At 61.5% G+C, this 21,356-nt stretch carries 14 protein-coding genes, 1 tRNA gene and 1 pseudogene; 5 read left to right on the forward strand and 11 right to left on the reverse strand.

The features are described from left to right. Positions 1-71 precede the first annotated feature (71 nt). Complete coding sequence (locus tag MRBLMD1_RS13405; RefSeq protein WP_364400337.1) at positions 72-842, reverse strand: DUF6994 family protein; 771 nt, start codon at positions 840-842, stop codon at positions 72-74. A gap of 422 nt (positions 843-1,264) precedes the next feature. Here MRBLMD1_RS13405 and MRBLMD1_RS13410 point away from each other — a divergent pair, with 422 nt between their 5' ends. Then, a complete protein-coding gene (locus MRBLMD1_RS13410) occupies positions 1,265-1,840 on the forward strand; it encodes a uracil-DNA glycosylase (protein ID WP_364400340.1) in 576 nt (191 codons plus the stop codon). Positions 1,841-2,147: 307 nt separating this feature from the next. On the opposite strand, the gene MRBLMD1_RS13415 is transcribed toward MRBLMD1_RS13410, so the two are convergent. The 4 genes and pseudogenes from MRBLMD1_RS13415 to MRBLMD1_RS13430 all read right to left on the reverse strand — a co-directional run bounded on the left by MRBLMD1_RS13415 (position 2,148) and on the right by MRBLMD1_RS13430 (position 10,179). Further along, the gene (locus tag MRBLMD1_RS13415; protein ID WP_364400343.1) at positions 2,148-4,052 is read right to left on the reverse strand and encodes a Kelch repeat-containing protein; all 1,905 of its coding nucleotides are present in this window, start codon (positions 4,050-4,052) and stop codon (positions 2,148-2,150) included. Between the two features lie 195 nt (positions 4,053-4,247). Continuing rightward, on the reverse strand, positions 4,248-7,493 hold the full coding sequence (locus MRBLMD1_RS13420) for an SNF2-related protein (RefSeq protein WP_364400346.1): 3,246 nt from the start codon (positions 7,491-7,493) through the stop codon (positions 4,248-4,250). Positions 7,494-8,311: 818 nt separating this feature from the next. Further along, positions 8,312-9,385, reverse strand: coding sequence for an HNH endonuclease (locus MRBLMD1_RS13425; RefSeq protein WP_364400349.1), 1,074 nt, complete (start codon positions 9,383-9,385; stop codon positions 8,312-8,314). A 74-nt stretch (positions 9,386-9,459) separates the two neighbouring features. Next, positions 9,460-10,179 (reverse strand): annotated as a pseudogene (locus tag MRBLMD1_RS13430) (hypothetical protein). 606 nt (positions 10,180-10,785) lie between these two features. On the opposite strand from MRBLMD1_RS13430, the gene MRBLMD1_RS13435 reads away from it, so the two are divergent. Together MRBLMD1_RS13435 and MRBLMD1_RS13440 are read left to right on the forward strand one after the other, a co-directional pair. Further along, positions 10,786-11,112, forward strand: coding sequence for a hypothetical protein (locus MRBLMD1_RS13435; RefSeq protein ID WP_364400352.1), 327 nt, complete (start codon positions 10,786-10,788; stop codon positions 11,110-11,112). Positions 11,113-12,068: 956 nt separating this feature from the next. After that, complete coding sequence (locus MRBLMD1_RS13440) at positions 12,069-13,463, forward strand: restriction endonuclease (protein ID WP_364400355.1); 1,395 nt, start codon at positions 12,069-12,071, stop codon at positions 13,461-13,463. A gap of 1,494 nt (positions 13,464-14,957) precedes the next feature. Here the strand turns inward: MRBLMD1_RS13440 and MRBLMD1_RS13450 are convergent. The 4 genes from MRBLMD1_RS13450 to MRBLMD1_RS13465 all read right to left on the reverse strand — a co-directional run bounded on the left by MRBLMD1_RS13450 (position 14,958) and on the right by MRBLMD1_RS13465 (position 17,454). Further along, on the reverse strand, positions 14,958-15,080 hold the full coding sequence (locus MRBLMD1_RS13450) for a hypothetical protein (RefSeq protein ID WP_364400358.1): 123 nt from the start codon (positions 15,078-15,080) through the stop codon (positions 14,958-14,960). After that, positions 15,073-15,513: a hypothetical protein gene (locus tag MRBLMD1_RS13455; RefSeq protein ID WP_364400361.1), complete on the reverse strand. Its 441-nt coding sequence runs from the start codon at positions 15,511-15,513 to the stop codon at positions 15,073-15,075. The genes MRBLMD1_RS13450 and MRBLMD1_RS13455 overlap by 8 nt, the downstream gene beginning before the upstream one ends. A 124-nt stretch (positions 15,514-15,637) precedes the next feature. Further along, positions 15,638-17,146 carry a DNA primase family protein gene (locus MRBLMD1_RS13460; protein WP_364400364.1) on the reverse strand — a complete coding sequence of 503 codons (1,509 nt, stop codon included), beginning with the start codon at positions 17,144-17,146 and terminating at the stop codon, positions 15,638-15,640. Between the two features lie 86 nt (positions 17,147-17,232). Beyond that, positions 17,233-17,454: a helix-turn-helix domain-containing protein gene (locus MRBLMD1_RS13465; RefSeq protein WP_364400367.1), complete on the reverse strand. Its 222-nt coding sequence runs from the start codon at positions 17,452-17,454 to the stop codon at positions 17,233-17,235. Positions 17,455-17,611: 157 nt separating this feature from the next. Between MRBLMD1_RS13465 and MRBLMD1_RS13470 the strand changes: the two genes are divergently transcribed. Together MRBLMD1_RS13470 and MRBLMD1_RS13475 are read left to right on the forward strand one after the other, a co-directional pair. After that, positions 17,612-18,229, forward strand: a complete 618-nt coding sequence (locus MRBLMD1_RS13470; protein ID WP_364400370.1) for a hypothetical protein — start codon at positions 17,612-17,614, stop codon at positions 18,227-18,229. Between the two features lie 55 nt (positions 18,230-18,284). Beyond that, on the forward strand, positions 18,285-19,472 hold the full coding sequence (locus tag MRBLMD1_RS13475; protein WP_364400372.1) for a tyrosine-type recombinase/integrase: 1,188 nt from the start codon (positions 18,285-18,287) through the stop codon (positions 19,470-19,472). Positions 19,473-19,587: 115 nt separating this feature from the next. Here the strand turns inward: MRBLMD1_RS13475 and MRBLMD1_RS13480 are convergent. Together MRBLMD1_RS13480 and der are read right to left on the reverse strand one after the other, a co-directional pair. Beyond that, a tRNA-Pro gene (locus MRBLMD1_RS13480) sits at positions 19,588-19,664 on the reverse strand. Positions 19,665-19,801: 137 nt separating this feature from the next. Continuing rightward, complete coding sequence (gene der / locus MRBLMD1_RS13485; RefSeq protein WP_364400375.1) at positions 19,802-21,349, reverse strand: ribosome biogenesis GTPase Der; 1,548 nt, start codon at positions 21,347-21,349, stop codon at positions 19,802-19,804. Positions 21,350-21,356: the final 7 nt, after the last annotated feature.

Genomic DNA, 21,356 nt, shown 5'->3' on the forward strand with positions numbered 1-21,356 from the left:
CGGATCATGGAGGAGAAAGTAGGAGGCTTCCCTCTCCGTTCCATGATGGGGTGAGGGCGTACCGATGTTCTTTACTGCCGCCGGACCTCAACGTCGGGGTGGTTCTTCTCGACCCAGTCAGCCATCCGGTTGGCCCGCAGCGTTATGAACTTCAGCGAGGCTTCCCGAACCTGGATGTACTCATCCTTCGTGACCGGGACGCCGGGGCGATCGAAGTTCTTGTCGTCCTCCCCGAGAAAGAAGACGATCTTCCCCTCCGGCGTCACGAGATCCTGGAAGTGGAAGAACTCCACGAACTTCTCGAACGTGCCGAAGAGTTGGAAGAAGTCCCCATAGTTGGTGGTGACGTCGGCGAGGGGGCTGCCTGGCTCCTTGGCGTAGTGGCGCCGGATGCATTCCAGAGTCAGGTCCATCCGGTCCGCAATCCGTATCCGCATTCCCCTGGCTGTGTTGAGGGTAGGCAGGTGTACTGTCCTGACGGGCCAGATCATGGCGCTGCCGATCGTGTACGGTGGGTCGAAATAGCGGCCCTTCTGCTCCTCACTCAACTCGGCTTTAGCCTCAACCAAGGCTTTGGGCCTCCCCCACCTGGTGTAAGAGTTCGTGATGGCGTCACTGCCGAACGTGAAACATTTGTCGGGCGTCTGCTGGAACATCAGGTAGTTTTTCCGACGCACCTTGGGAACTTCCGAGACCGCCAGTTCGAACAGCTGTCCCTCGCATAGCTCCTTCTTCCAAAGCAGCTGATGGTCAGCCTTGAGCCGCGGACTATGGGAGTCCGGGTCCTTTCCTGGAGGCGTGGTATCGAGCAGGTAGTCGAAGGCAATGTCGAAGACGCGCATGGAAGGAAGTCTATGTGCCCGCCTATTACGAACCGCGGAACCTGCAGCTGAAACAACCGCAGTCTTCGCAGGGAATTGGCCCTGCGTCAATAAGGGTGGCTGCGCTATCCAGTTCTGCACCCACCCCACCTGACCGGCGACCTGCCTCACAAAGGGTGCCCCTAACCCGTTCACAGTCGAAAGTGTCCTGTCGAAAAGGAAATTCCTTCCCGTGCCCACTGGCCTCGAGGGAAAGCCGAAAGGAATTCTGTCGGTCAGCAATACCGAAACCCCCAGGTGTTCGACCCCATCAAGGCCCCGCCTCGGCGGCCGTCCCCGCCAGGCTCCGCGCAGTAAGCGGTAGTCCGGTTCCTCGAGGCAGTCGCCTACCTGCCACGGGACTCGTCTGTCGACACACCTGGTGTGGCGGTTAGTATCCAAACATGGTCAGACAGATGAGAGACCCGGCGTTCAAGGCCAAGCAGTTCGCCGGCGTGCACCTGCCCCACGTCACCGAAGTGAACCAGCTTGTTGAGTCCCTCCGCCAGTCAGGACTTTCCAGCGGTGGCCGGGGCTGGGTTCCATACGTGGCTCCGATCCACGGTGGTACTGAAGCTCACATCCTAAGTATCCTGCGTGACCCCGGGCCCATGACCCACGAATCCAAGGGTTCTGGAATGCTCTGCGTCGAAAACTATGATGACTCGGCCGCGTTGCAGTGCGAGCTGCTTGCTTCGGTTGAGTTGACTCCTGCTGATCTCACCCCATGGAATACATACCCGTGGTACCGGCACGACCAATCCTCCGGATTGCGCAGCTCCCAAATCACCGAAGGACTCGCGCCCCTGGGCCGGCTCATCGAGCTGATGCCGAACCTGGAAGTCGTTCTCCTGCAGGGCGGCGAAGCACAGACCCTATGGAAACGGTTCACCCGCAAGCATCCGAGGATCGCCACCCAATACACAGCAGTTGGGACGTACCATCCGGGAAAGACCGCCCTACGAACCCCTGACCCCTGACCCCTGACCCCTCCATTAGGGAGGCTAGGGCAAAGCGGCGGTTCGAGGCCTTCCGGGAGGTCCGGCGGGCTCTCGACGGTAATACCCGCCGGCTCTAGCAAGTGGGCGGTCTACATGACGTCGCTGACCATACCGGAGCTGCTAAGGGACCGCCGCTTGCAATCGTCCTTGAGGGACGCGGCCCACAAGCCTCATACCCGTGCGCCAATATTCATCGGCGATGTAGTCCTCGACCTCGCTGGCGCCAACGTGCCATACACCGACCGTGAGATCCGATAGTTGCCGGGGCGCCCGTCTTTAGACACCGCTAGCCCCAAAATTCAACGCTAGCCAGAGTGGTGCCGTAGTCGCAGTTGCCGCCGGAGATCATTACAGTCCCATTGGCAAGCAGCGTTGCCGCATGTAGAAAGCGGGGGGCGCCGGTCCCAGCCACGGGGAACCAACTGTTCAGCTCAACGTCGTATATTTCAGCCGTACCCGGTCCTACAGGAGGTGTGGACGCTCCTGAGTTTGGAGGTGTTGTACCCCCGAAGATTAGGACACGCCCATTTGGAAGCAAAGTTGCACTCACTCCGGCGGACCGTTTCGATGCTGGGCTTGCAGCCGTTGACCAATCTCCTGATATCGGGTTGTAGAGGGATGCTCCGGCGGCACCGCTAACGAATAAGACTGAACCGTTGTCGAGCAGCGTTGCGGTTTTGTCGGCTTGCTCGTGGTGGGTGATTGTCGACCAGGTTCCGCTCGCTGGGTCATGGAGCTCACACGATTCGAGATAATCTTCGCCGTTGATCCCACCGTAGACGCCACCGCAAACGAGGACGGCGCCGTTAGAAAGCTGAATCATGCTGTGGTCGTAACGGGCACGCCGCAGGCTTCCCGTTGTTGACCATTCTCTGGTTACTGGGTTGTAGATCTCAGTGCTGTCGCAGGTCTCAAGGTCGTTGTGCCCGCCAACGACCATGACTGAGCCGTTCGGGAGCAGCGTGGCAGTGTGGGATTCACGGGCGGTCGCCATGCTGGAGGTGACGGCCCACGTTCCCGCCACCGGGTCGTACAGTTCGGCATTTGCCGTGGTGGCGTAGTTATCGTCCCTACCTCCGGCAATGAGTACTGTACCGTCCTGCAGCAGCGTCGCCGTGTGATTAGTGCGGTCGACATGCATCGTGGACGTACCCCGGAACTGTCCGGTTGACGGGTCGTATAGTTCGGCACTGCTCAGTACGCTTCCGCCCTCACCTCCGGCGACCAGAACCCTATCGTTGGGGAGAAGCGTGGCGGTGTGGCCGCGGCGGGCAGTGGTCATGCTCGTAGCGGGTGTGATTTCCTCGACAGTATCGCCGACCGGTCGCTTGACCTCAGTATTTGCTGCTCGCCACTTTTGGTAGTCCTGATGGAACCCCTTCAGGAAGTTGACGTATGGCGTGACGTCATGACCGCCCATTTGTTTAACGGAGAAGCCGAGGTCCCACACTTCCGCATTCTTGAGGATGATTCTCATCGCCATGTGAGGTAGTTCGAAGGCGGTGAACTGGGCGAGTTCGGCGGCTTCAAGTTCGCCGGGGATGCTTGTATACCCCACGTCTCTGATCGAGGACAAGTCCATGATTCTGTCACCGGGAATCGGGTCTCCGCCTTTTGCCAGGCTTTGCATAGTAAACAAGCCGACTTTGTCTTGCGCGCAGGCGATCAGGCCCTTCTGAACATCCATGGATTCTTCAGTCTCGAACATGCAGAACAGAGAATGTCCTCCTGCCAGCGCCTCAAAACCACGTCTAATCTTGTCTACGTTTGACGCAAATTCGCCTTCTTGAGGACCGGTGTACGACAGCTTAATAAACGCGGCATCAGCGGCGTCTTTGTGGAGCATCAAGTTGGGGACGATGCTGTCGGGCTGCATATCAGCTCCGCGACCATAGATTTCCTCCGGATCGATGCGTTCGTGCCACGATCCGGGCCCGAAGACCTTCTCCCACAGGATGATCCGTTGGCGGTGCGCCTCAGGTCCCGTCGGAAAAGGCCCCAATCGGTACAAAGTCTGGTTGATTTCGAACGAAACCTGTTGTCGTTCCAATACAGTGCTGGGAACCCCTTGTGCGCGTTTACGCTCCTTGATATAGGCAGCCTGCGCCAGACAATATGCCTCATCGGGGGTGAATCCTGCGGGTATCAGTCGCAAGACCATTCCATTAACTGCCCCATCCAGCCAAGCCATGAAACGAATACTGGCTCAAGAAAGGAGGTAACGTCAATGCTGACCGGCTCAAGCCTGCGGGGGTCGCCGCAGAATTTGCAGGAATGATTTGGCTTGTTCGTGATCCTTCTGCTTTCGACCAGAAACCAGAAGGAATTTCTTGTCAGCCCAGTGCATCCCGGAGGGGCGCCGCAGCGCCCGGTACTGCGGCCGTTGCTAACGGGTAGCCTCTGGGATGCCGAGGATGCAGGCTGTGACGCGTTTCGATAGCGGCGCCCCGAGCGGGAGTCCCGTGAACATCTTTTCCACCTGTTCGATTCCGAAGGGCTCTGTGCGGAGCATTGGGGTGATGTGTTTAAGACGTAGGTAGCGTGAGCGTCGGTGCGCGCTGCGGGCTTGGGCGACTAGCGGCTGGACGAGTTCAAGCCATCGCTCGGCCACCAGGTACGGGTCAGGGTGCGTCTCTTCGCTCGGGGTGGCCAGGGCACCGACTGCCTTCCAACGCTCGCTGGTCTCGTGGTCCCCCCGCCTTGCAGCATTGGTCGCCCACTGTTCGGTGGCTTGACTCATTTGGTCGAGTGCCCTTAGCAGGCGGCGCGGAAGGAGCAGCAGTTCGAAGCGGGTGGCCGCGGTGAGGTAGCGGTTCAGCCACTCCTCGCAGAGTGGATCGAAGGAAAGACTTGGCGGGTTGTCGCTGAGTTTCTCGCGGAGGGGTTCAACGATGTTCTCAAGTCCGATGATCGGTTGGGCATCCTTACCCTCAAGCATGATCCAACGTGGGGCACCATGTCCGACACCAGTGACGGCGAAGAACGCCCACGGCGTTGTCGAACTGATCGGACAGACCCGGGCCAAAACGCGATGCGTCGTCGCGCGGTGCTCCTCGTAGACTGGCCGAGAAATCAATGCGTCCGGCCCCTCAACCAGGCGGCGCACGGGGTCGAGCGCGTCGCGGATGCCGTCCCAGGCTTCGTCACCCTCGTCTTCCAGTGTGGCGATGTGCTGCTCAATGTCTACGATCTCCTGCCCGTCGGCGAGATTGGGCACCTTGAGGTTGGAGCCCAGCAGTGACGTGCTTTCCTGTGTACGGGCCGCAAGGAGCTCATTGGCCCTCGTCGCGAAGGAGGCGCCGTCGCGTGGCCAGTAGACTTCGATCGCGTCGTGGCGGCTGTCCATCCGGTCGACGCGCCCGACCCGCTGCTCGGCGACCCGAAGGGTCGTTGGTACGTCGAAGTGAACCATGGCCGACGCGCCCTGCAGGTTAAGTCCCTCGTTCATGGCATCGGAGCACAGCGCGATCCCACGGGCATCGCTGTCGGGGGCGAAGACGCGCTCCACCTCCTTGCGGTTCTTGTTGTTGGCGCCGGTTGCCACAGTCACCGGTGTGCTGCCCTTGTCTATGAGCGGTTGGATCGCCGAGAGGGTGATGAGGTGATGGTCGAAAGCCAGGACGCGTGCATGTTTCCGGCTGAGCTGCGTAATGAGGTCCGCCTTGGTCTGCTCGCGTGCCATCGACAACTGTTCGGCGGCTTCCAGGATCGAGCGGTAGCGCTCGATTTCCTGGTCGCAGGCGGCCCGCCATTCATCGACGTCGGTCAGCCACGACGGCACTTCGCAGCCGAGGAGCACCTCCGGAGGTCCTTCCCCGGCGAGCCTGGCGAGGGCTTCGATCATGTTGCCTGTGGGCTTGGGCTTGAAACCGCTCTGAATGGAGCACCGTCTGACCGCTTCATCAGTTCCGGCCACGTGCTCGATGAGGGCCGCCTTGGATGAACGCATCGCCGTCACGACATGGTGGTTGGCAAGTCCGCGGACGGACGCGAGCCGGATCTCCAGCCACCGCTCCTCCGTGTACTCGTGAGCCAGTGTTGCTGGAACCGCGATCTGGCCGCCGAGTAACGCTATGCCGGTCAGCTCCGCCGATGTTTGACGCACCCTGGCGGCGACTGCCTCATCTGCGCGGCTCTCTCCTGTCGCGTAGGTTATGGATTCGTGTCGCGGGTATTGGCAGACCCGCCCGGTGTCAGGATGACGGTAGGCCTCAGGATTTTCGTCGACCATGGCGTTCAGCATGGGCTTCGTGCGTCGTACCGTGAAGCGCTGGATCTCGCGGCGAAGCCGCTCCTGCTGCTCCGAGGACATTTCGATGCTTTGGCTGGGACGGCGTTCAAGCTTCTCCAAAACATCCAGCGTCTCATCCTCGAAGTTGTCCGCGCCTAAGAGACCGACCAACTGGAGAAGGTCGGCCGATCCGCGGTTAATCGGCGTCGCCGTGAACAGCAGGACATGCTCGGCCAGGCTCTCCCTGACCTGGCGAGTTCGGTTCGCGACCGGGCTCAGGAAATTGTGACCTTCGTCGACAGCGAGAATTTGTGCATTTTTGACCGCTAACTCCTCCGCACGTGGCCCGTCCTCTGACTGCCTGCTCAACAGACCGTGCGAGACGGTGTTGATTGAGACACCACATGAGACCGCCTCGCGAAACCAGGTGTTCTCTACCGCCGGCGGACAGACCAGCACCGTAAGATCACGCCGCACCCGGCCGGTGCTCCACAACCGGTCCCTCACGGCTCGCACAAGATGGGCTCCCATCCGGGTCTTGCCCGACCCGGTAGCGTCGGCGACAAGCACACTGCCAACGTTCTCCACGATCCAAAGGGCTTGAGCGATGCCGGACACCTGCGACGGCCAAAGCTGGGAGCCTGCCGCGGCGCCGGACAGATAGCGCTCCGCCCACGCCCCATCCAACAGATCAGAGCACGCCCTGGCCAGCGCCTCCTGCCAGGTGACGAACCGAAGCAATGCCCGAAGCAGCTCGCGGAACTGGTCATTCCATGGCTGCCCGACACTCCAGTAGTTCTCCGCCACTTGCACGAGGCCTCGATAGCGGTGGACGTCGGAGCGCCGATGAAACCTCGTGTTTGCCTCGACCTGGTTGCCGAGGCCGGCATGGGTGAAGTTGCTGGAGCCTATGGTCGCCGCGTCCGCCCCGACGTAGATCTTTGCGTGCAGTCGCGTGTGTCCATCGACGAAGCGGACCTCCAGCCGCCCCTCATCCAACACCTTGAGTACCCGGAGCACCTTCGCCGACAGCCGCAAGGACACACCTTCCTCCTCAAGCCAGTACTTCCGAACCTCATCGGTGAATATCACCTCAGCAGAAGCGAAGCTAGACCTTGCCGATGCGAACGGCTCCGTGCCGAGCAGCACCCTCGCCTTCGCTTGGGCACCATGGGACTCTCGATCCCAGGCCGCGATGAGTTCCACCAGTTCGGCGATCGAGGAAAACCCCGCCACGATAACCGGTGACTCCGACGAGACCAGATCCCCCCACACCTGCTTCCGCACTCGCCCGCCCGTGTGGTTGACCGGAAACTGATCAGCCGCCGGCCAGGCTAGGCTCGCCAACCGCTCCAACACGTAACCGTCCGGCTCTACTGAGAACAGGTCTGCCTGTCCCACCCACTGGTCACGATGTCTGCGCGGAGTGGCGCCTGCTCGGCTCACAGCCGGCCTCGAAGCGAACTGCCGAGCCGTCCGCGGGGCTGGTCACCCTCGACGACAAAGCCTGCGAGCGCGTGAACGGGCCGGCAGTCGCTGGTTACTGAAATGTGCACGAACGTCCTCCTCTCCGTGCTGCGCCGCATAGGACGACGAGCAAACGATGTGAGCGAGGCCAAACTAACAGGACCCACCGACAAACTGGACGGGAGCCTCGGGTCCACGCGCACGGGTGGGCCGTCTGCTTGCCACGTAGGGAGTTGGCCGTGGTTCAGCCAGTACAATGCGCTGCCGGCGCTCTGGATGAACAAACTGATGGGCGGCTCGGACAATTTTTCGCGTATCTGGCATCCAATCTTGAGCTATTACTGAGCAAGGAAAGATAACTTCGTTATCCGGTTCCTTTATAGTTGGTAGCCAAGAGTACCGAACGACCAGGCCCTCACCTACATGGCGCGGGCCTTGTCATGTCTCCGGAGAATGCCGCCCCGAGTCTCGGGTTACTGCGAACAGGGTTCGTCCTACGCGAAATGCAAGTGCGATTGCTGAAGCAAACTCTTCGTCGGTGGGCACGTGGTTCTAGCTCTCCGTGTCACTCCGTCCAAGCGCTCCAACTTTTGCCGCCACAAGCCCCGGCGCATCGATAAGCCGATACGTCAGGGACGGCCTACTCCCCTAGTCGTGCGAGTGACCGAGGCTATCCATGCCGGCCCGTGTGACGTGACGTTGTGACAGCCATATTGAAGTAGCAGTCCCGTTTCTCCCGAATCGTTCTTCTTCTACGATGAATTCCTGTCTTGAGGCCGCTCCGGAGCCAAAAATTCCGACGCTGCCTCCGCCCACATCGGCAGATCGCCTTGGAACCGAAAGAGTCCTGCGTCATGGGCCCTGTGATGGTTCGGGCACATGAGACGACCGTTCTCCAGAGATGAGGGTCCCCCTTGGCTGTCCGGGATGACGTGAGCGGCTTCAAGAATTTCGACTTGGTCGAAGCCGCACACGGCGCACTTGGGTTCATAGGCGCCCAACAGAAGATTGCGGAATTGCTGCTGGTGGTTGCGGCGCTTAACGATCGCGTAGGAGTAGCTGGCTACCACTTCAGCGCGTGTTGGGTCACCTAATGCGGCAAGTGAAACTTCGTTGGCATGTTCTTGCCAAAGCGCGTCGAGCGTGAGGGTTTGAAGACCGTCCAGCCTGGCACCGCCTCCTTGGTAGCGGTTTGGAAAACCTGGCACGGTTCGTTCGATGATCTCCCACGGAAGTACTTCCGGCGCGTCAAGGAGCCTGTCCCAAGCCACGGAGATATGCGGTCCCGGTTCCGGGTGATCAGCCGCCCAATGTGTATCGAGGTAGATGTCGCTGGCCGCGTGCCCCGATGCCACAAGCCCGCGCTCCTTTTGGCCGACCAGAAACAGGAAAATGCGGTCACCCTTCGAAATGTCTTTCTTCCGGCTTCCCGTGGACCAGGGCTCGGAGCCCGTTCCACCTGCCAAGATGCACTGCTGGATAGCGAGCCGTCGTTCTTCGTCCCAATGCCACAAGGTGGGATTCCACAAGAGGACGAACGAGCCGCGCCGCTGGGAAACAATCTCGAAACGCATCGCCGTGAGACGGGGCACGGCGCCTCGCCGACCGCCCTGAAACTCAGAGTTAGTTAGCAGTTCACCGGTCTGAAAAAGATGAGCGACGCCTGCAATGGCCTTCGAATCGTAGTACCGCCCCTCATGGGCCAGAACATATTCATCAGCAGTCCCGAATCCATAGGTTCGCAGGAAGGCGACCCGTCCAAGCTTGTCGTACTCCTCAAGTGCACGAAGTACTGCCTGCCGATCGTTAAGATCCTTCAACGCCATTCGCCACGTCCTCGCCAAGAAGGTGTCCGCCGGGAGTGCACTGACCGTGCAGCCACCTTAACAATGCCAGCCAGCTAAAGCCTTCTCCCAGTGGCAAAAGCCCAGCGCTCTACTTCGTCTGCTCCCACAATCCTCGCTGAATGGGACAATTCTTCTGCCCACACTTTCATCACTAGGAGGGCGTCCTCGTAAACCGCAGGGCCATAGTTTGTCGTCTGGTCCGGGTCCAGCAAGGGTCGCTCTGTTTCCCGATGAAGGCTGCGAAGCACCCGGTTATCGACGATAAGGCACGGGTGCCCTAACGCACCACCGCCAGCGAAGTACAGAAACTTGGTAAAAAAGTTGGGCCCGAGGGAGCCGATCGCATTTCGTCCTGGCTTCAAATGCAAGAATGCGCCGCCAGGATCCGTCGTCTATAGCCGAGCAGCCCTTCGGAGTATCAACCGGACGTCATCGTTTCCTGCGACGGATTCGATCCGTCTCGGAGAGTTTCGGTGGCTACTTCCTGTCCCCCACGCAAGTGTGTGCCAGAACAACCGCAAGGCACTGACCCCCGATTCGTCTTCTCGACCCGCCTCGGCAAGTGCGAAAATGTCACCTCGACTGATGAACCCTCTCTCCGTTTCGCCTGCACGGCCTGTTACAGGGGCTCCTTGGGATTCGGAAATCCGGCTATTCCACCAGTCAAGGTTCAGGTCGAAGCCATGGTTATCGATCGCCTCTATCCGCGGATGCTGCTCTATCCATCCCCGCAGGGCCTCGGGTGGCGGGACATAAGGGTCAAATTTGTTCATACCGGCCACCCTAAAGGATCCATAACGTCTTTGTAATCAGCTGTTGAAGGACCTCGTGCCTCCAACCGGCACTCCTTCCGCGTCGTATTCATATGCGGTAATGGTCGGATTCTTCGGGGCCAAAAGAATTCCGGATCCACACCTGACTTCAGGCAGCACTTTAGGCAGCAGCCGGAGAAGCAAAACTGCGTACCGTCTTTCGCCTCCACGTATCCAAAATTTCGCCTTTCGAGTGCCTACTACTCAAGCGCCTTCTAAAGAGTTGCGGAACACTGAGAGCTGGTAACCAAGAGTAGAGGGAAACAACTATCTACAGCTCTTCGGGAAGAGGCAAGCATAAATGCCGGAATTAAGCACTGCCGAGAAAGCTCGGGAATTCGCCGCGCGGGCGGCCCTGGAAGCCGCCCTGCCCCGTCTATGGGGCCCGAGGGCCGCTGCTGGCACGACACGAACCTCAGTGCCTCTATGTCCGCGATGCAGGTGCGTGATGGCACGCATCAAATACTGCCAGGCCTGCCGGACGAACTAGACCCGGTGCGGACAGGAGTTTGGTAGCCCTCCCGTCCTCCCCATTCTCTCGGCTACCAACGACCAAGGGGGAGAACAATGAAAGCCGTACTGAAAGTAGCAGGCATGGCAACGGCGCTGGCCGTCACGTTCGGGATCGGCTTCGTGTCCGCCAGCGCCAAGCCTGCCGAAGCAACCACCACCACGCCGCCATCCTGCCTGAAGTACATCGACCTGTCAGAGCAGTTCATCGGACTCGCTGCCGAGGGGCTGGGCTATGCCAGCGACGGGTTCACTTCGATAGGCAACCGCGACCTCTATGGCGCGGACAAAGCCAACGACAAGATCAACGCTCTCGCCCCGAAGGTGGACCGCTTGGCCACGCCGCTTCAGTCCGCCAAACAGGACTGCAAGGGAGGCAAGTAACCATGGCCGATGTCTGCTACGAGCAACTGCGCAGGTTCTAGGCATACGGCAGGGTGTATGCCTGTAACGCCATCGCCATGGTGAGAAAGTCGAGCAGAGGGAGGAATAGTGCGTATCTTCTTCCGGTCCCGCGTAGCAACTATTTCACTTTTCGAGTGCCAACTACTCAGGCAGAAGTTATAGAGCTGAGAAAAACTATGAATTCCCTGGCAACGAAACTAGGGGCACGTCGAACTCGAGCGCCTATGGGAGGGGCAAACGCAAATGCCGGAATTGAGCACCAATGAGGAAGCTCGGGAAGCCGCGGCTCGGGCGGCGCTGGAAGCCGCTGAGTCGTCCCGGAACGATTGGAAGGTACTTTGGGCGCGGGCGACCTGCCTGCGAGCCATCTCCCCCGTCCGTAGCCACTCCTAGGTATCCCATGAACGTCACGGGAGCAGCGAAGACGCTGGGAAAGCCAGTGGCCACAGTCCGCCCCTACGTCCTTGCCGGCAAGGCCCTTGCCCAAGCCGGCCGGGTGCAACTGACGTCACCCCCCCGAGCAGACCGACCTGGACATCGTGGAAGCGGCCATGGACGAGGCCGCCCGCGGGCCGCACCGCTCATCTCGCGCCGCAACGCGAAACAGGAACCGGTAGCAGGGTACTAATGAAAATTGACGACAATGCCGCCGGTGATGCCCTCAGCGTTTTCCAGTCCCTCCGGGAAAAGCTACAAGCCATACAGGCGCCTGATGAACAGCACGCAGAGCGCGGCAGGGACGAATCCCGGCCCGATGGCTCTAGTGTGCCTCGGGTTGGCGCTCCGCAAGTAGCTCCGGATGCTAATAGTCCGGCACCTGACGACCCGGAACATCTTCTTGCCATTGACCCTCAAAGCATGATGCTCCTATAGGCGTCAAATTGCAGCGGAAGTCTCAACCTGTAAGTGACGCGCGGTGAAAGTATGCTCTCTCCATGACTAGCCCGTTCCGTTCGTCGCGGCATACGAAAGAAATTCTCGTCTATGACTGGCGGGATGCCGAAGAATTAGCCGCATGGTACATGCGTGGAACCCTCGAATTGGAAGCAGTCGCGCTGACCCGCAGCGGAGCCGATGGTGGGATTGACGTCCGCTCCGCCACGGCCGCCGCCCAAGTGAAACATTACGCCTCGCCGGTCGGTGCCCCTGAAATCCAAAGGGCAAAGGGGGCGAGCCACGGCTCAGAACATGCCTTGTTTTTCGCTCTCTCTGGCTTCACAAAACAAGCGATCGAATACGCGTCGACTGCGGGCGTTGCTCTCTTTAGCTACACGATCTATGGCGATGTCACACCGCGAAATGCCCCCGCCCGGATGCTGTTGGAATCAGCACCTCAGAACGCGGCACGAATAGCCGCAGCGAAAGCAGCGCAGGCAACTAGGGAGGCTCTGGAGAAAGCCGCCCAGGCAACTAAGGAAGCTCTGGAGAAAGCCGCCCAGTCCGCCCGGGAACGGCAGAAAACGCTCGAACAACTCCATCAAGCGGCAAGCACGCTGTCAGTCCGATCACAACAGGGTGAGGAGATAGTGCTGGAATTATTGAGGGCGGCCGGCGAATTGGAAGTGCGCGTCGAGCAGCAAGACGTGGTGGGTGACGCAACGTTCGAGTTCATCATGGTTGAGTACTCGTCCTACTACAGAACGGCACGCCAACCTAAGGGAGCACCATGGGAGACAGCCCACAGACTTGTCCAAATTCTGGAGTGGGCACGCGAGGGCAAATGGCTTCCGTGGAAAGGCGTTAACGTCAGGTATTCCCCTGCCGTTATTGAACGGGCTGCCGAAGAGTTCCTGGAGCTGTACAAAGAGGTCACCGGCCTTGAACGCCTACGTGAACTGCTCCCGCATGAATGGGCATGGACACTTTGCGATTGGGAACTGCGGGAGGCGCAAATCAGCGCCCTGGTAGACGAAGCCGCCTTCACGGACCAAGAGGCTATTCCTGATACAGCTGAGATGACAAGGCGGGTAGTTGCCGGTCTGGGAACGATAGCCGGCGATTCCGTGACCCTCCATTCGCGCTGGCGCAATGAAGGCCGCGGCCGTCGCGACGACGAGGCCTGTGATCTGGTTGCCCGGCTCAATCCCCTTGGCCTGACCGAAGATCGTTGCCTGAGACGGCTATACGTCACTGGTTCTAGGTCAGAATTCGTGTCTGGTTCGGATCAACGGTTCCCGCTCGGGAGCAAACCAGCTGACGTCGAGATGCTCCGCGAGACTGTCGATGATACCGGCCCCCGAAATGCCTTCCGAGGTGACCACGAAGTTTTTCCGGCGCCACTTCAGCGGCTCAAGCAGGTCAGATACGAGATGGACCTCGCGGAGATCTAGCACCCGTGTTGCCTGCGAGCCGTCCCTGCCGGGAAACTTGGGTCCCCTTTCAGTGCGCTCGGGGGCTGCGCGATGCTCCTATTGCCGTCAAATCGGTCTTCGAGCGGAGGTTCGGGCTTCCCGCCACATCTCCGCGGGCTCCGCCTCAACGTGTTCTGGGCCACGCTGGGGTGGCTTGTGAAAAAGTGATATATCCGACGCTAAGGTCTTGCTGAGCGCCGTGGCGGCCCTGTATTTGCCGGTTTAAGCGGAGGCCCCGTGTAGTCCCCAGTGAAGGTGAACCGGCCAGCCGACGACCGAGGGCGCCATCCCAATCTATGGGTGAGAGAAACGGCAGGAGATCGGGTCCGTGATTGGGCCGTCTGCGGTGCCAGGGTGGTGATGGTGCGGTCGAGGTAGACCGTCTTCCTGACGATAACGGCGCCTGTAAGCAGGGTCAGTCCGCTGGCGCGCTAACGCTGCTGCTCGAAACTGCCGTCCCGGATTTCTACGAGCCGGTTGAAGCAGACGGCTCGGCAACGATGTTCCCGGCTCCGCTTTTTGTTCAGGCCAGCGGGTGAGCTTCCTACGTAGGCCGCGGTCCTGGAGCCAGTCCAGCAGGAAGACGGGGCATTAGCCTACGCTTCCCCCCCTCCCCCCGCATAGCGCCATCGCTGGCGCGGGGACGGCTTTGGTTCTTCTTGCATTTTCGGCAAAGGTTCCGGCCACCTCTTGGGCGGCAGCATGCTCCGCACGCGGCGCAACTCCGATACCCCCCGTAATGCAGCGGGCAGCAGACTCTGAGCCTCCCCAGTGCAGCTTCCTGGGTGAACCGTCGACCACATACAGTACAGGCCACAATGGGCCGTCGGCTGCGTTCCGGATCAAAAACAAAACGGGACCGCTTGGCGCAGCGGCGCCCGCAGTAAAGCGTGTCAGGGTTAGTAGTCAACATGTGCCGTTCGCATTGGGCGCATTCCTTCAAGTATTGCTTTTCCACTTGCTTTCCTTCCCACTTTGCTCAAAATACGCAAGGGGTCATGCGCAAATTTGAAAACCTGTCTGCGCGGTCACCCCGCCGCGCTTTCTGGGATCGGTACTGGCGATCCGGACGCCCCTACCCTCTGTGCGGCTCATGCCGCGGCCTTTCGCGCAACCCGGCACTCTGGTCCGGTGTGTGCCCCCCCAAAAAAACCCGGCCCGCTCCCCTGCGGCCAACGCGAAGGTGCCGCAGGCGACCAGGAGCTGGCAGGGCGTGGTGACTCTGAGCAGTGGCGCTGATCCTTCAGCTTCCGGGGTAGGCCATGCGCCTCCTCCCCGTCGATGGTGCCGGCACTGCAGCTGGAGGCTACGGCCTCAGCCTCTTCGATGGCCGGGGCGAGGCGTTCTGCCTGCGGCTGCTGCTGGTGTGCGTAGTGGTTGGCCAGAAGCACTGCGACTTCCTGCCCGCCGGGGAGGCTGTGCCAGGCCGCGGGGAGGACTTGGTGGACGGCCTCCCCGGCGGCGTAAGCAAGGTCAGCGGCGTTGACCTGTGGGGTGGGGCTGGGCGGGCCCGGCACGGACCGGGTAGCGACGGGGGCGCATGGAGTAGTCCGTGGTGTCCATGAACTGGCTAAGGTAGCGGGTGAGGTCATGCACAGCCGGGATTTCCTTCGGCAACGGTGGGTGCTGGGGCGGATGACGGGTAGGGCGCAGCTTTGGGCAGGACCAGCAGCGGAAGCTTGAGATACTCGTAGGTGAGAGTCTCACGCAGGTAGTCCTCCGGGGTTACCGGCGCCGGTTTCCGGAAGACAATGCGTCCGTCCTCAGTGGGTAGGGCTATCCGGCGGTCGTCCTCCTCGAGCCACATGCGGACAAGGGCGCCGGTTTCCTTCTGGCGGCCGATGAGTTCGAGGGGATCGGATTCGCCGAAGCGTTTGATGCCGGTCCGGACCCTGCCGATGGGCTCGAACTTCTCCCAGTCTTGGATGCGGAGCTCGTCGAGCTGCTGGGCCATGTCCCTGGTGATGGTGAGACCGTCGATGGTCAGAGTAGTGATGCTGGCTTGGAGTATGTTCAGGTTCGTTGTCATGTCGTTTTCCCTTGAGTTTTCGGGGGTTTTCGCGTTGTCGGTGGCGTAGGGGGCAGAGGAAAGGGGACTTTTCCTATACCTGCTCGTGTAGAAAGAACCAGTAGCTATGCCTCCTACGCCACCGCTATCGGTCACCGGAGTCTCCAAAAGCTGTTTGGACGGGCTTCGGCTGGATGCCTGCACGGTAACGAACACCCTTGCCACCCTTCCTTGCCTCGTAGCCGCGTTGCTCCAACGCGAGGCCAAATGACCGCTTGGTCATCGGGGGGACGTCTTCAGCGATCGCCCAGCCGCTCCACGCCCTGTGGAGGGTCTCGGTCAGGGTGGAGTAGCCGGGGCCGGTGTCACATTCCTCGCTGATGAATCGGCCCAGGGCGTCAGCGTCACTGTGGTAGCTCTCGGTGGCGGCGACCACCGCTGCTGCTTCGCCGAGGCCGTGCTCCTGATAGGCCTGCCAGCCCTCGACTGCCCAGGCGAGGATGGCGTCAAGCTCCAGCTCGAGCTTTTCGGCCAGGTGCGGGTCCTGTTCGGCGTCGGGGATGACCACGTCGAAGGGGACGACGCGGAGGCGCGCCCAGATGGCGGCGTCATCCCCGCTGACCTTGGGCAGGTGGTTGGTGATCAGGACGGGGGTGTGGGAGGGATTGAACTCGGTGAAGTTCTGATAGAGGCGGCGGGCGCGGAGACGGTCGCCGCCGGTGAGTTGTTTGACAGTGGCTTCGGCGAGCTGGCGATCCTTGTCGGATTCGGAGACCGCGGCGTAGCGGCACCCGAGAAGGTCCATAGTGCCCGTGGGGTGTGCGCCGTCGCGGTGCAGGAACAGGTCAGGTTCTGCGGTGATGGCGTAGTCGCCCAAGGTGGTGCTGAAGGCCTGGTTGCAGACGCTTTTCCCGTTGCGGCCTTTGCCCGTGTAGATGGCCAGGATGTGCTCCAAGACTTTTCCGGCGAGGGTAAGGCCGCAGAAGCGCTGCAGGAAGCCCCGCACATCGGGGTCGGGCAGGACTCGGGCGAGGAAGGCTTCCCATACGGGTCCTGCCGCGTTGGGATCCCAGGCGGCTGCCGTGCAGCGGGTGATGCGGTCTGCGGGGTCATGCGGGCGCAATTGCAGGGTATGCAGGTCGAGCGTGCCGTTGCGGGTATTGAGGAGGTAGGGGTCGGCGTCGAGCTGGTCTGTGGTGGTGGCGAACGGTGGCAGGGACCTGGCGATCTTGAGGACACCTTCGATACCGGCGGCGGACTCGCATTTCCGTACGTCCTGGCGGAGGTCGGGGTGGTCGAGGGAATCTGCCAGGGCTTTGCGGAGGATGGCGAGAACATATCTGGTGGCGCGGCCGGTGGTGTCTTCCTGCCACTTGCGGCCGTCGTAGTAGTGCCAGCCGATGCCGGAAACGTAGAGCATCTTGCCCTCGCAGTGCTCGGCGAGGCGGTAGGCGAGGCGCGCCTGGCCGCGGTGCAGGCTGATGTCCTCGGCGGCGGTATCGGCGGCGATGCTGGCTTTGTCGCGCTCGGCGTGGATGCGGGCCAGGGCTTTGTCCTTAATGTCCTCGCGCTGGGCGGGGCTGGCGTTGGTAATGCCACCGAGCTTTTGGTACTCGGCTGTTTGGAGCTTGATGAGCTGGGTTTTCTCTGCCATAGAGAGACTGGCGGTGCTTAGACTGGTTGGTGTTGGTTGTTCCTGCCCCTCGGTTTGCCCGACCGAGGGGTTATCCATGTCCTGGGTCATGCCGCTGCGCCACCGCCTTCTGACGTTTCTTCCTTGCCTGCTGGTTCCTTGCTGCTGACTCTGGCGGCGTAGGCCCGAACGCTTTCCGCCGTCACCAGCGACCGTCGACCAATCTTCGCCGTGGCGAGGTCCCCCTCTTTGATGAGCTGGTAGGTCATCGTCCGGCCGATTCCTAAGGCCTCGGCTGCCTCGTGGATCGCGACAAATACTGGTTCCATCTTTGGCCGTTCCTTCCTATGTCTGTTCCCGCTTCTTGCTTTCCGTACGTGTTCGCTAGAGGTTCTGCGGACGTTGCCAGTGTGACAGAGAAATGGCACACTAAACCGTGCCAGTAACGTGCGAGTTGGTGGCACCGGAAAGAAGAAGGAGAGCTTGATGGAGCAGCGAGAAATGAAGGGACGACGGCGCGTCAACCTGGAGGTTGGGTGGGCCGAGGCGGATCTCTTCGGGAAAACCGTTGAAGTCGGCGACCACGAAGTGCCGGAGTTCATCTTCGTGAAGTTCCCCGGCGTTGACGGGCAGCCCGAGCTGGAGATGACCATTGACTCCTCTTCGGGGGTCCCGAAGTGCACAAGGGTCATGATCTCCGCACTGCCCGAAGGCCGCGAAGTTCGCAACCACGACCTACGGCAGGCCGATCTTGAGACTTGGATCGAGTCGATCGTTCCGGTGTTCATGGACGAGATCGTTGATCGCGGCGGCGGGGACTTCCCCATGAAGACGGTTCAGCGTGTCGGTGACGGTGACGCCGCCTATGCCAGAGCAGCAAGGAAGGAACTCCAGAAGGCCCGACGTGCAGCGCGGCGGAAGATATCCCCCGACCTCCTGCAGCGGGTCGCCGAGGTGTACAGGTCAGAGGGGTCGAGGTCAGATGAGGCCAGACCTGCCAAAGCGGTGCGGACGGCTTTCGCAGTGTCGCAACGGACGGCTTACCGCTACATAAGTGAGGCGCGCAGGCTCGGTTTCCTGGAACCAGCGGAGGATCAGGCGTGAGCGGCACCGCCAAGACAATCGGGGCAATTGCCAGCAAGAAAAGGAAGTCTTAGCGATGAGCAAACGAGCAAATGGGGAAGGTTCCATTTACAAGCGGGAGTCGGACGGACGGTACGTCGGGGCGCTAACCTACCCCCACCCTGAGACGGGGAAGAGCTGCCGGAAGGTATTCTATGGCAAAACCCGCGCCGATGTCCGCACCAAAATGCGGGAGGCCAGCGACAGGCTCGAGGAAGGGCAGCCCGTCGCCGACTCGAAGGCTACCGTTGCCCAGTGGCTCACCCACTGGACGGCGACAACGCTGGCAGCCAGCCACCGCAAGGAATCCACGCGGTCCCTGTACCGGACGCTGGCCACCAAGCACGTGATGCCAGAGCCCTTCGGTGCCCTAAAGCTGGACAGGCTCAAGCCGTCCGACGTAGAAGCGCTGGTCTTGAACCTCCGCTCCAGGACAAAACAGGTCCCAGCCGACGGTGGCGGCCTGGAAGAGGTCCGGGCATTGTCTGACTCCACCATCAGGACTACCTACACGGTACTGCGGTCCGCCCTCGACGGCGCTGTTCGGGATGGACTGCTCGCGCGTAACCCTGCAGCCATGATCCGGCGCCCTGGAGTCAAGCGGACCGAAGCCAAGCACCTGTCTCCAACTGAGGTCCGCAGCCTGCTCCGCGCCGCCCAATCCTCCCGCTACCACTCTGCGCTGCTCCTGATAGCAGCCACAGGAATACGGCGCGGCGAATGCCTCGCACTTCGCTGGGCTGACATTGATCACGACGCCGGAGTGCTGAGGATCAGGGGCACGCTTTCGAGAAGCGGCGGACGTCTCGTCGTGACAGAACCAAAGTCCGAGCGGTCCCGCCGCCTGCTCCCGCTCACCCCCGTCACCGCCGCGCTACTGACGGCGCACCGGAAGGCGCAGGTCACGGAGCGACTGCATGCGGGAAGCGAATGGACCGACACAGGGTTTGTGTTCACAACCGAAACCGGGCAGCCAGTGGACCCACGGAACCTGTATCGGGTAGCCCAGTCCGCAGCGAAGCGCACCGGACTCGATGGTATAGGAATCCATTCACTGCGGCATTCCGCAGCGACCGCCATGCTGGAGGCCGGGGTGAACATCAAGGCGGTTTCGGATCTGCTGGGCCACTCTTCCGTCAGCATCACTGGCGACATCTACGGCCACACTTCGGATGAGAGCGCGCGGGCTGCTGTCACGCGGCTCTCCGATGTCATGGGTTTCTGACCGATATAGCCGCCAGGCTAACTGCGTTGCTACACCCGTTGCTACATTTGCCTTGTTAAACAGCAAAGGCCGCTCCCGAATTTATCCGGAAGCGGCCTCTGACCTGCGGTTTCTTTGGTCGGGCTGACAGGATTTGAACCTGCGACCCCTTGACCCCCAGTCAAGTGCGCTACCAAGCTGCGCTACAGCCCGCTGGTTCCGCCGTTCTCCGCTGAACTCAAATCCGAAGATTTTCATCAGCAGTCCGGCCGAACCACCTAGAAGAGCTTACACGATCCGGAGGGGTGCCAGTGACACTTTCCGGTGATCAGCCCCAAGGTGTGTCGCAATTAACGCTTCCGGCCACGCTTCTCGCGAACGCGCATGCTCACCTCGATGGGCGTGCCCTCGAATCCGAAGGTCTCGCGCAGGCGCCGCGTGATGAAGCGGCGGTACCCGGGATCCAGGAACCCGGTGGTGAACAGCACGAACTTCGGCGGACGGCTGGAGGCCTGGGTGCCGAAGAGGATGCGGGGCTGCTTGCCGCCGCGGACCGGGTGCGGGTGTGCGGCAACGAGCTCGCCCAGGAAGGCGTTGAGGCGCCCGGTGGGGATGCGCCGGTCCCAGTTCTCCAGTGCCAGGTCCAGGGCCGGGACCAGGCGGTCCTTGTGCCAGCCAGTCTTTGCCGAGATGTTGACCCGGGGGGCCCAGTCAACGTGTGCCAGGTCCTGTTCGATTTCGCGCTCCAGGTAGCGGCGGCGTTCGTCGTCGAGCAGGTCCCACTTGTTGAAGGCCAGGATCAGGGCGCGGCCGGACTCGATGGCCAGCTGGAGGATGCGGACGTCCTGTTCGCTGAGGACCTCGTCCACGGCGAGGAGCACGACGGCGACCTCCGCCTTCTCAAGCGCGGCCTGCGTCCGGAGCGAGGCGTAGTAGTCCGCGCCCTGTGCCATGTGCTGGCGGCGGCGGATGCCGGCGGTGTCCACGAAGCGCCACGTGCGGCCCCCGAGTTCGATGAATTCGTCCACCGGATCACGGGTGGTGCCGGCGGTGTTGTCCACCACCACGCGTTCGGATCCCGCGAGCTTGTTCAGCAGCGAGGACTTGCCCACGTTCGGGCGGCCGATCAGGGCGATACGCCGCGGACCGCCGGAGCGTTCCACGCCTTCAACGGTGGAAAACTCGGGCAGGACATCCATGACGTGGTCCAGGAGGTCGGCCACCCCGCGGCCATGCAGGGCCGACACGGGGTAGGGCTCGCCGAAGCCAAGGCCCCAGAGTGCTGCGCTGTCCGCTTCCTGGGCAAAGTCGTCCACTTTGTTGGCCACCATGATGACCGGCTTCTTGCTGCGGCGCAGCATCTTCATGACGCCTTCGTCCGTGGCGGTGGCGCCGACGGCGGAGTCCACCACGAACAGGACGGCGTCAGCGAGTTCCACGGCCATCTCGGCCTGCTCCGCGACCCTGGCGTGGATGCCGCGGGCGTCGTGTTCCCATCCCCCGGTGTCCACCAGGGTGAAGTTGCGTCCGTTCCAGTTCGCGGAGTACATCACGCGGTCGCGGGTTACGCCGGGAGTATCCTCCACGACCGCTTCGCGGCGGCCCAGGATACGGTTCACCAGGGTGGACTTGCCCACGTTCGGACGTCCGATAATGGCCAGGACGGGGTCCAGCTTGAGGGGACCTTCGAGGTCCTCGTCGCCGTACTCGCCGCTCAGCAGGGCGGCGTCGTCCTCGTCCAGCTCGTAGTCCTCCAGGCCGGCCCGGAGGGAGGCGGCGCGGAGCTCGGCCTCGTCGTCCCCAATCGCCGCCAGGCGCTCTGCAACCTGGTCGGTGCCGGTGGGGGTGTATTCGTCGTCGGCGCCGGAGTGCCCGGAAGCCTGGGTGGTGTCGCTCATTGCACTG

This window comes from Pseudarthrobacter sp. LMD1-1-1.1 (genome assembly GCF_040676255.1).
Classification (GTDB): Bacteria; Actinomycetota; Actinomycetes; order Actinomycetales; family Micrococcaceae; genus Arthrobacter.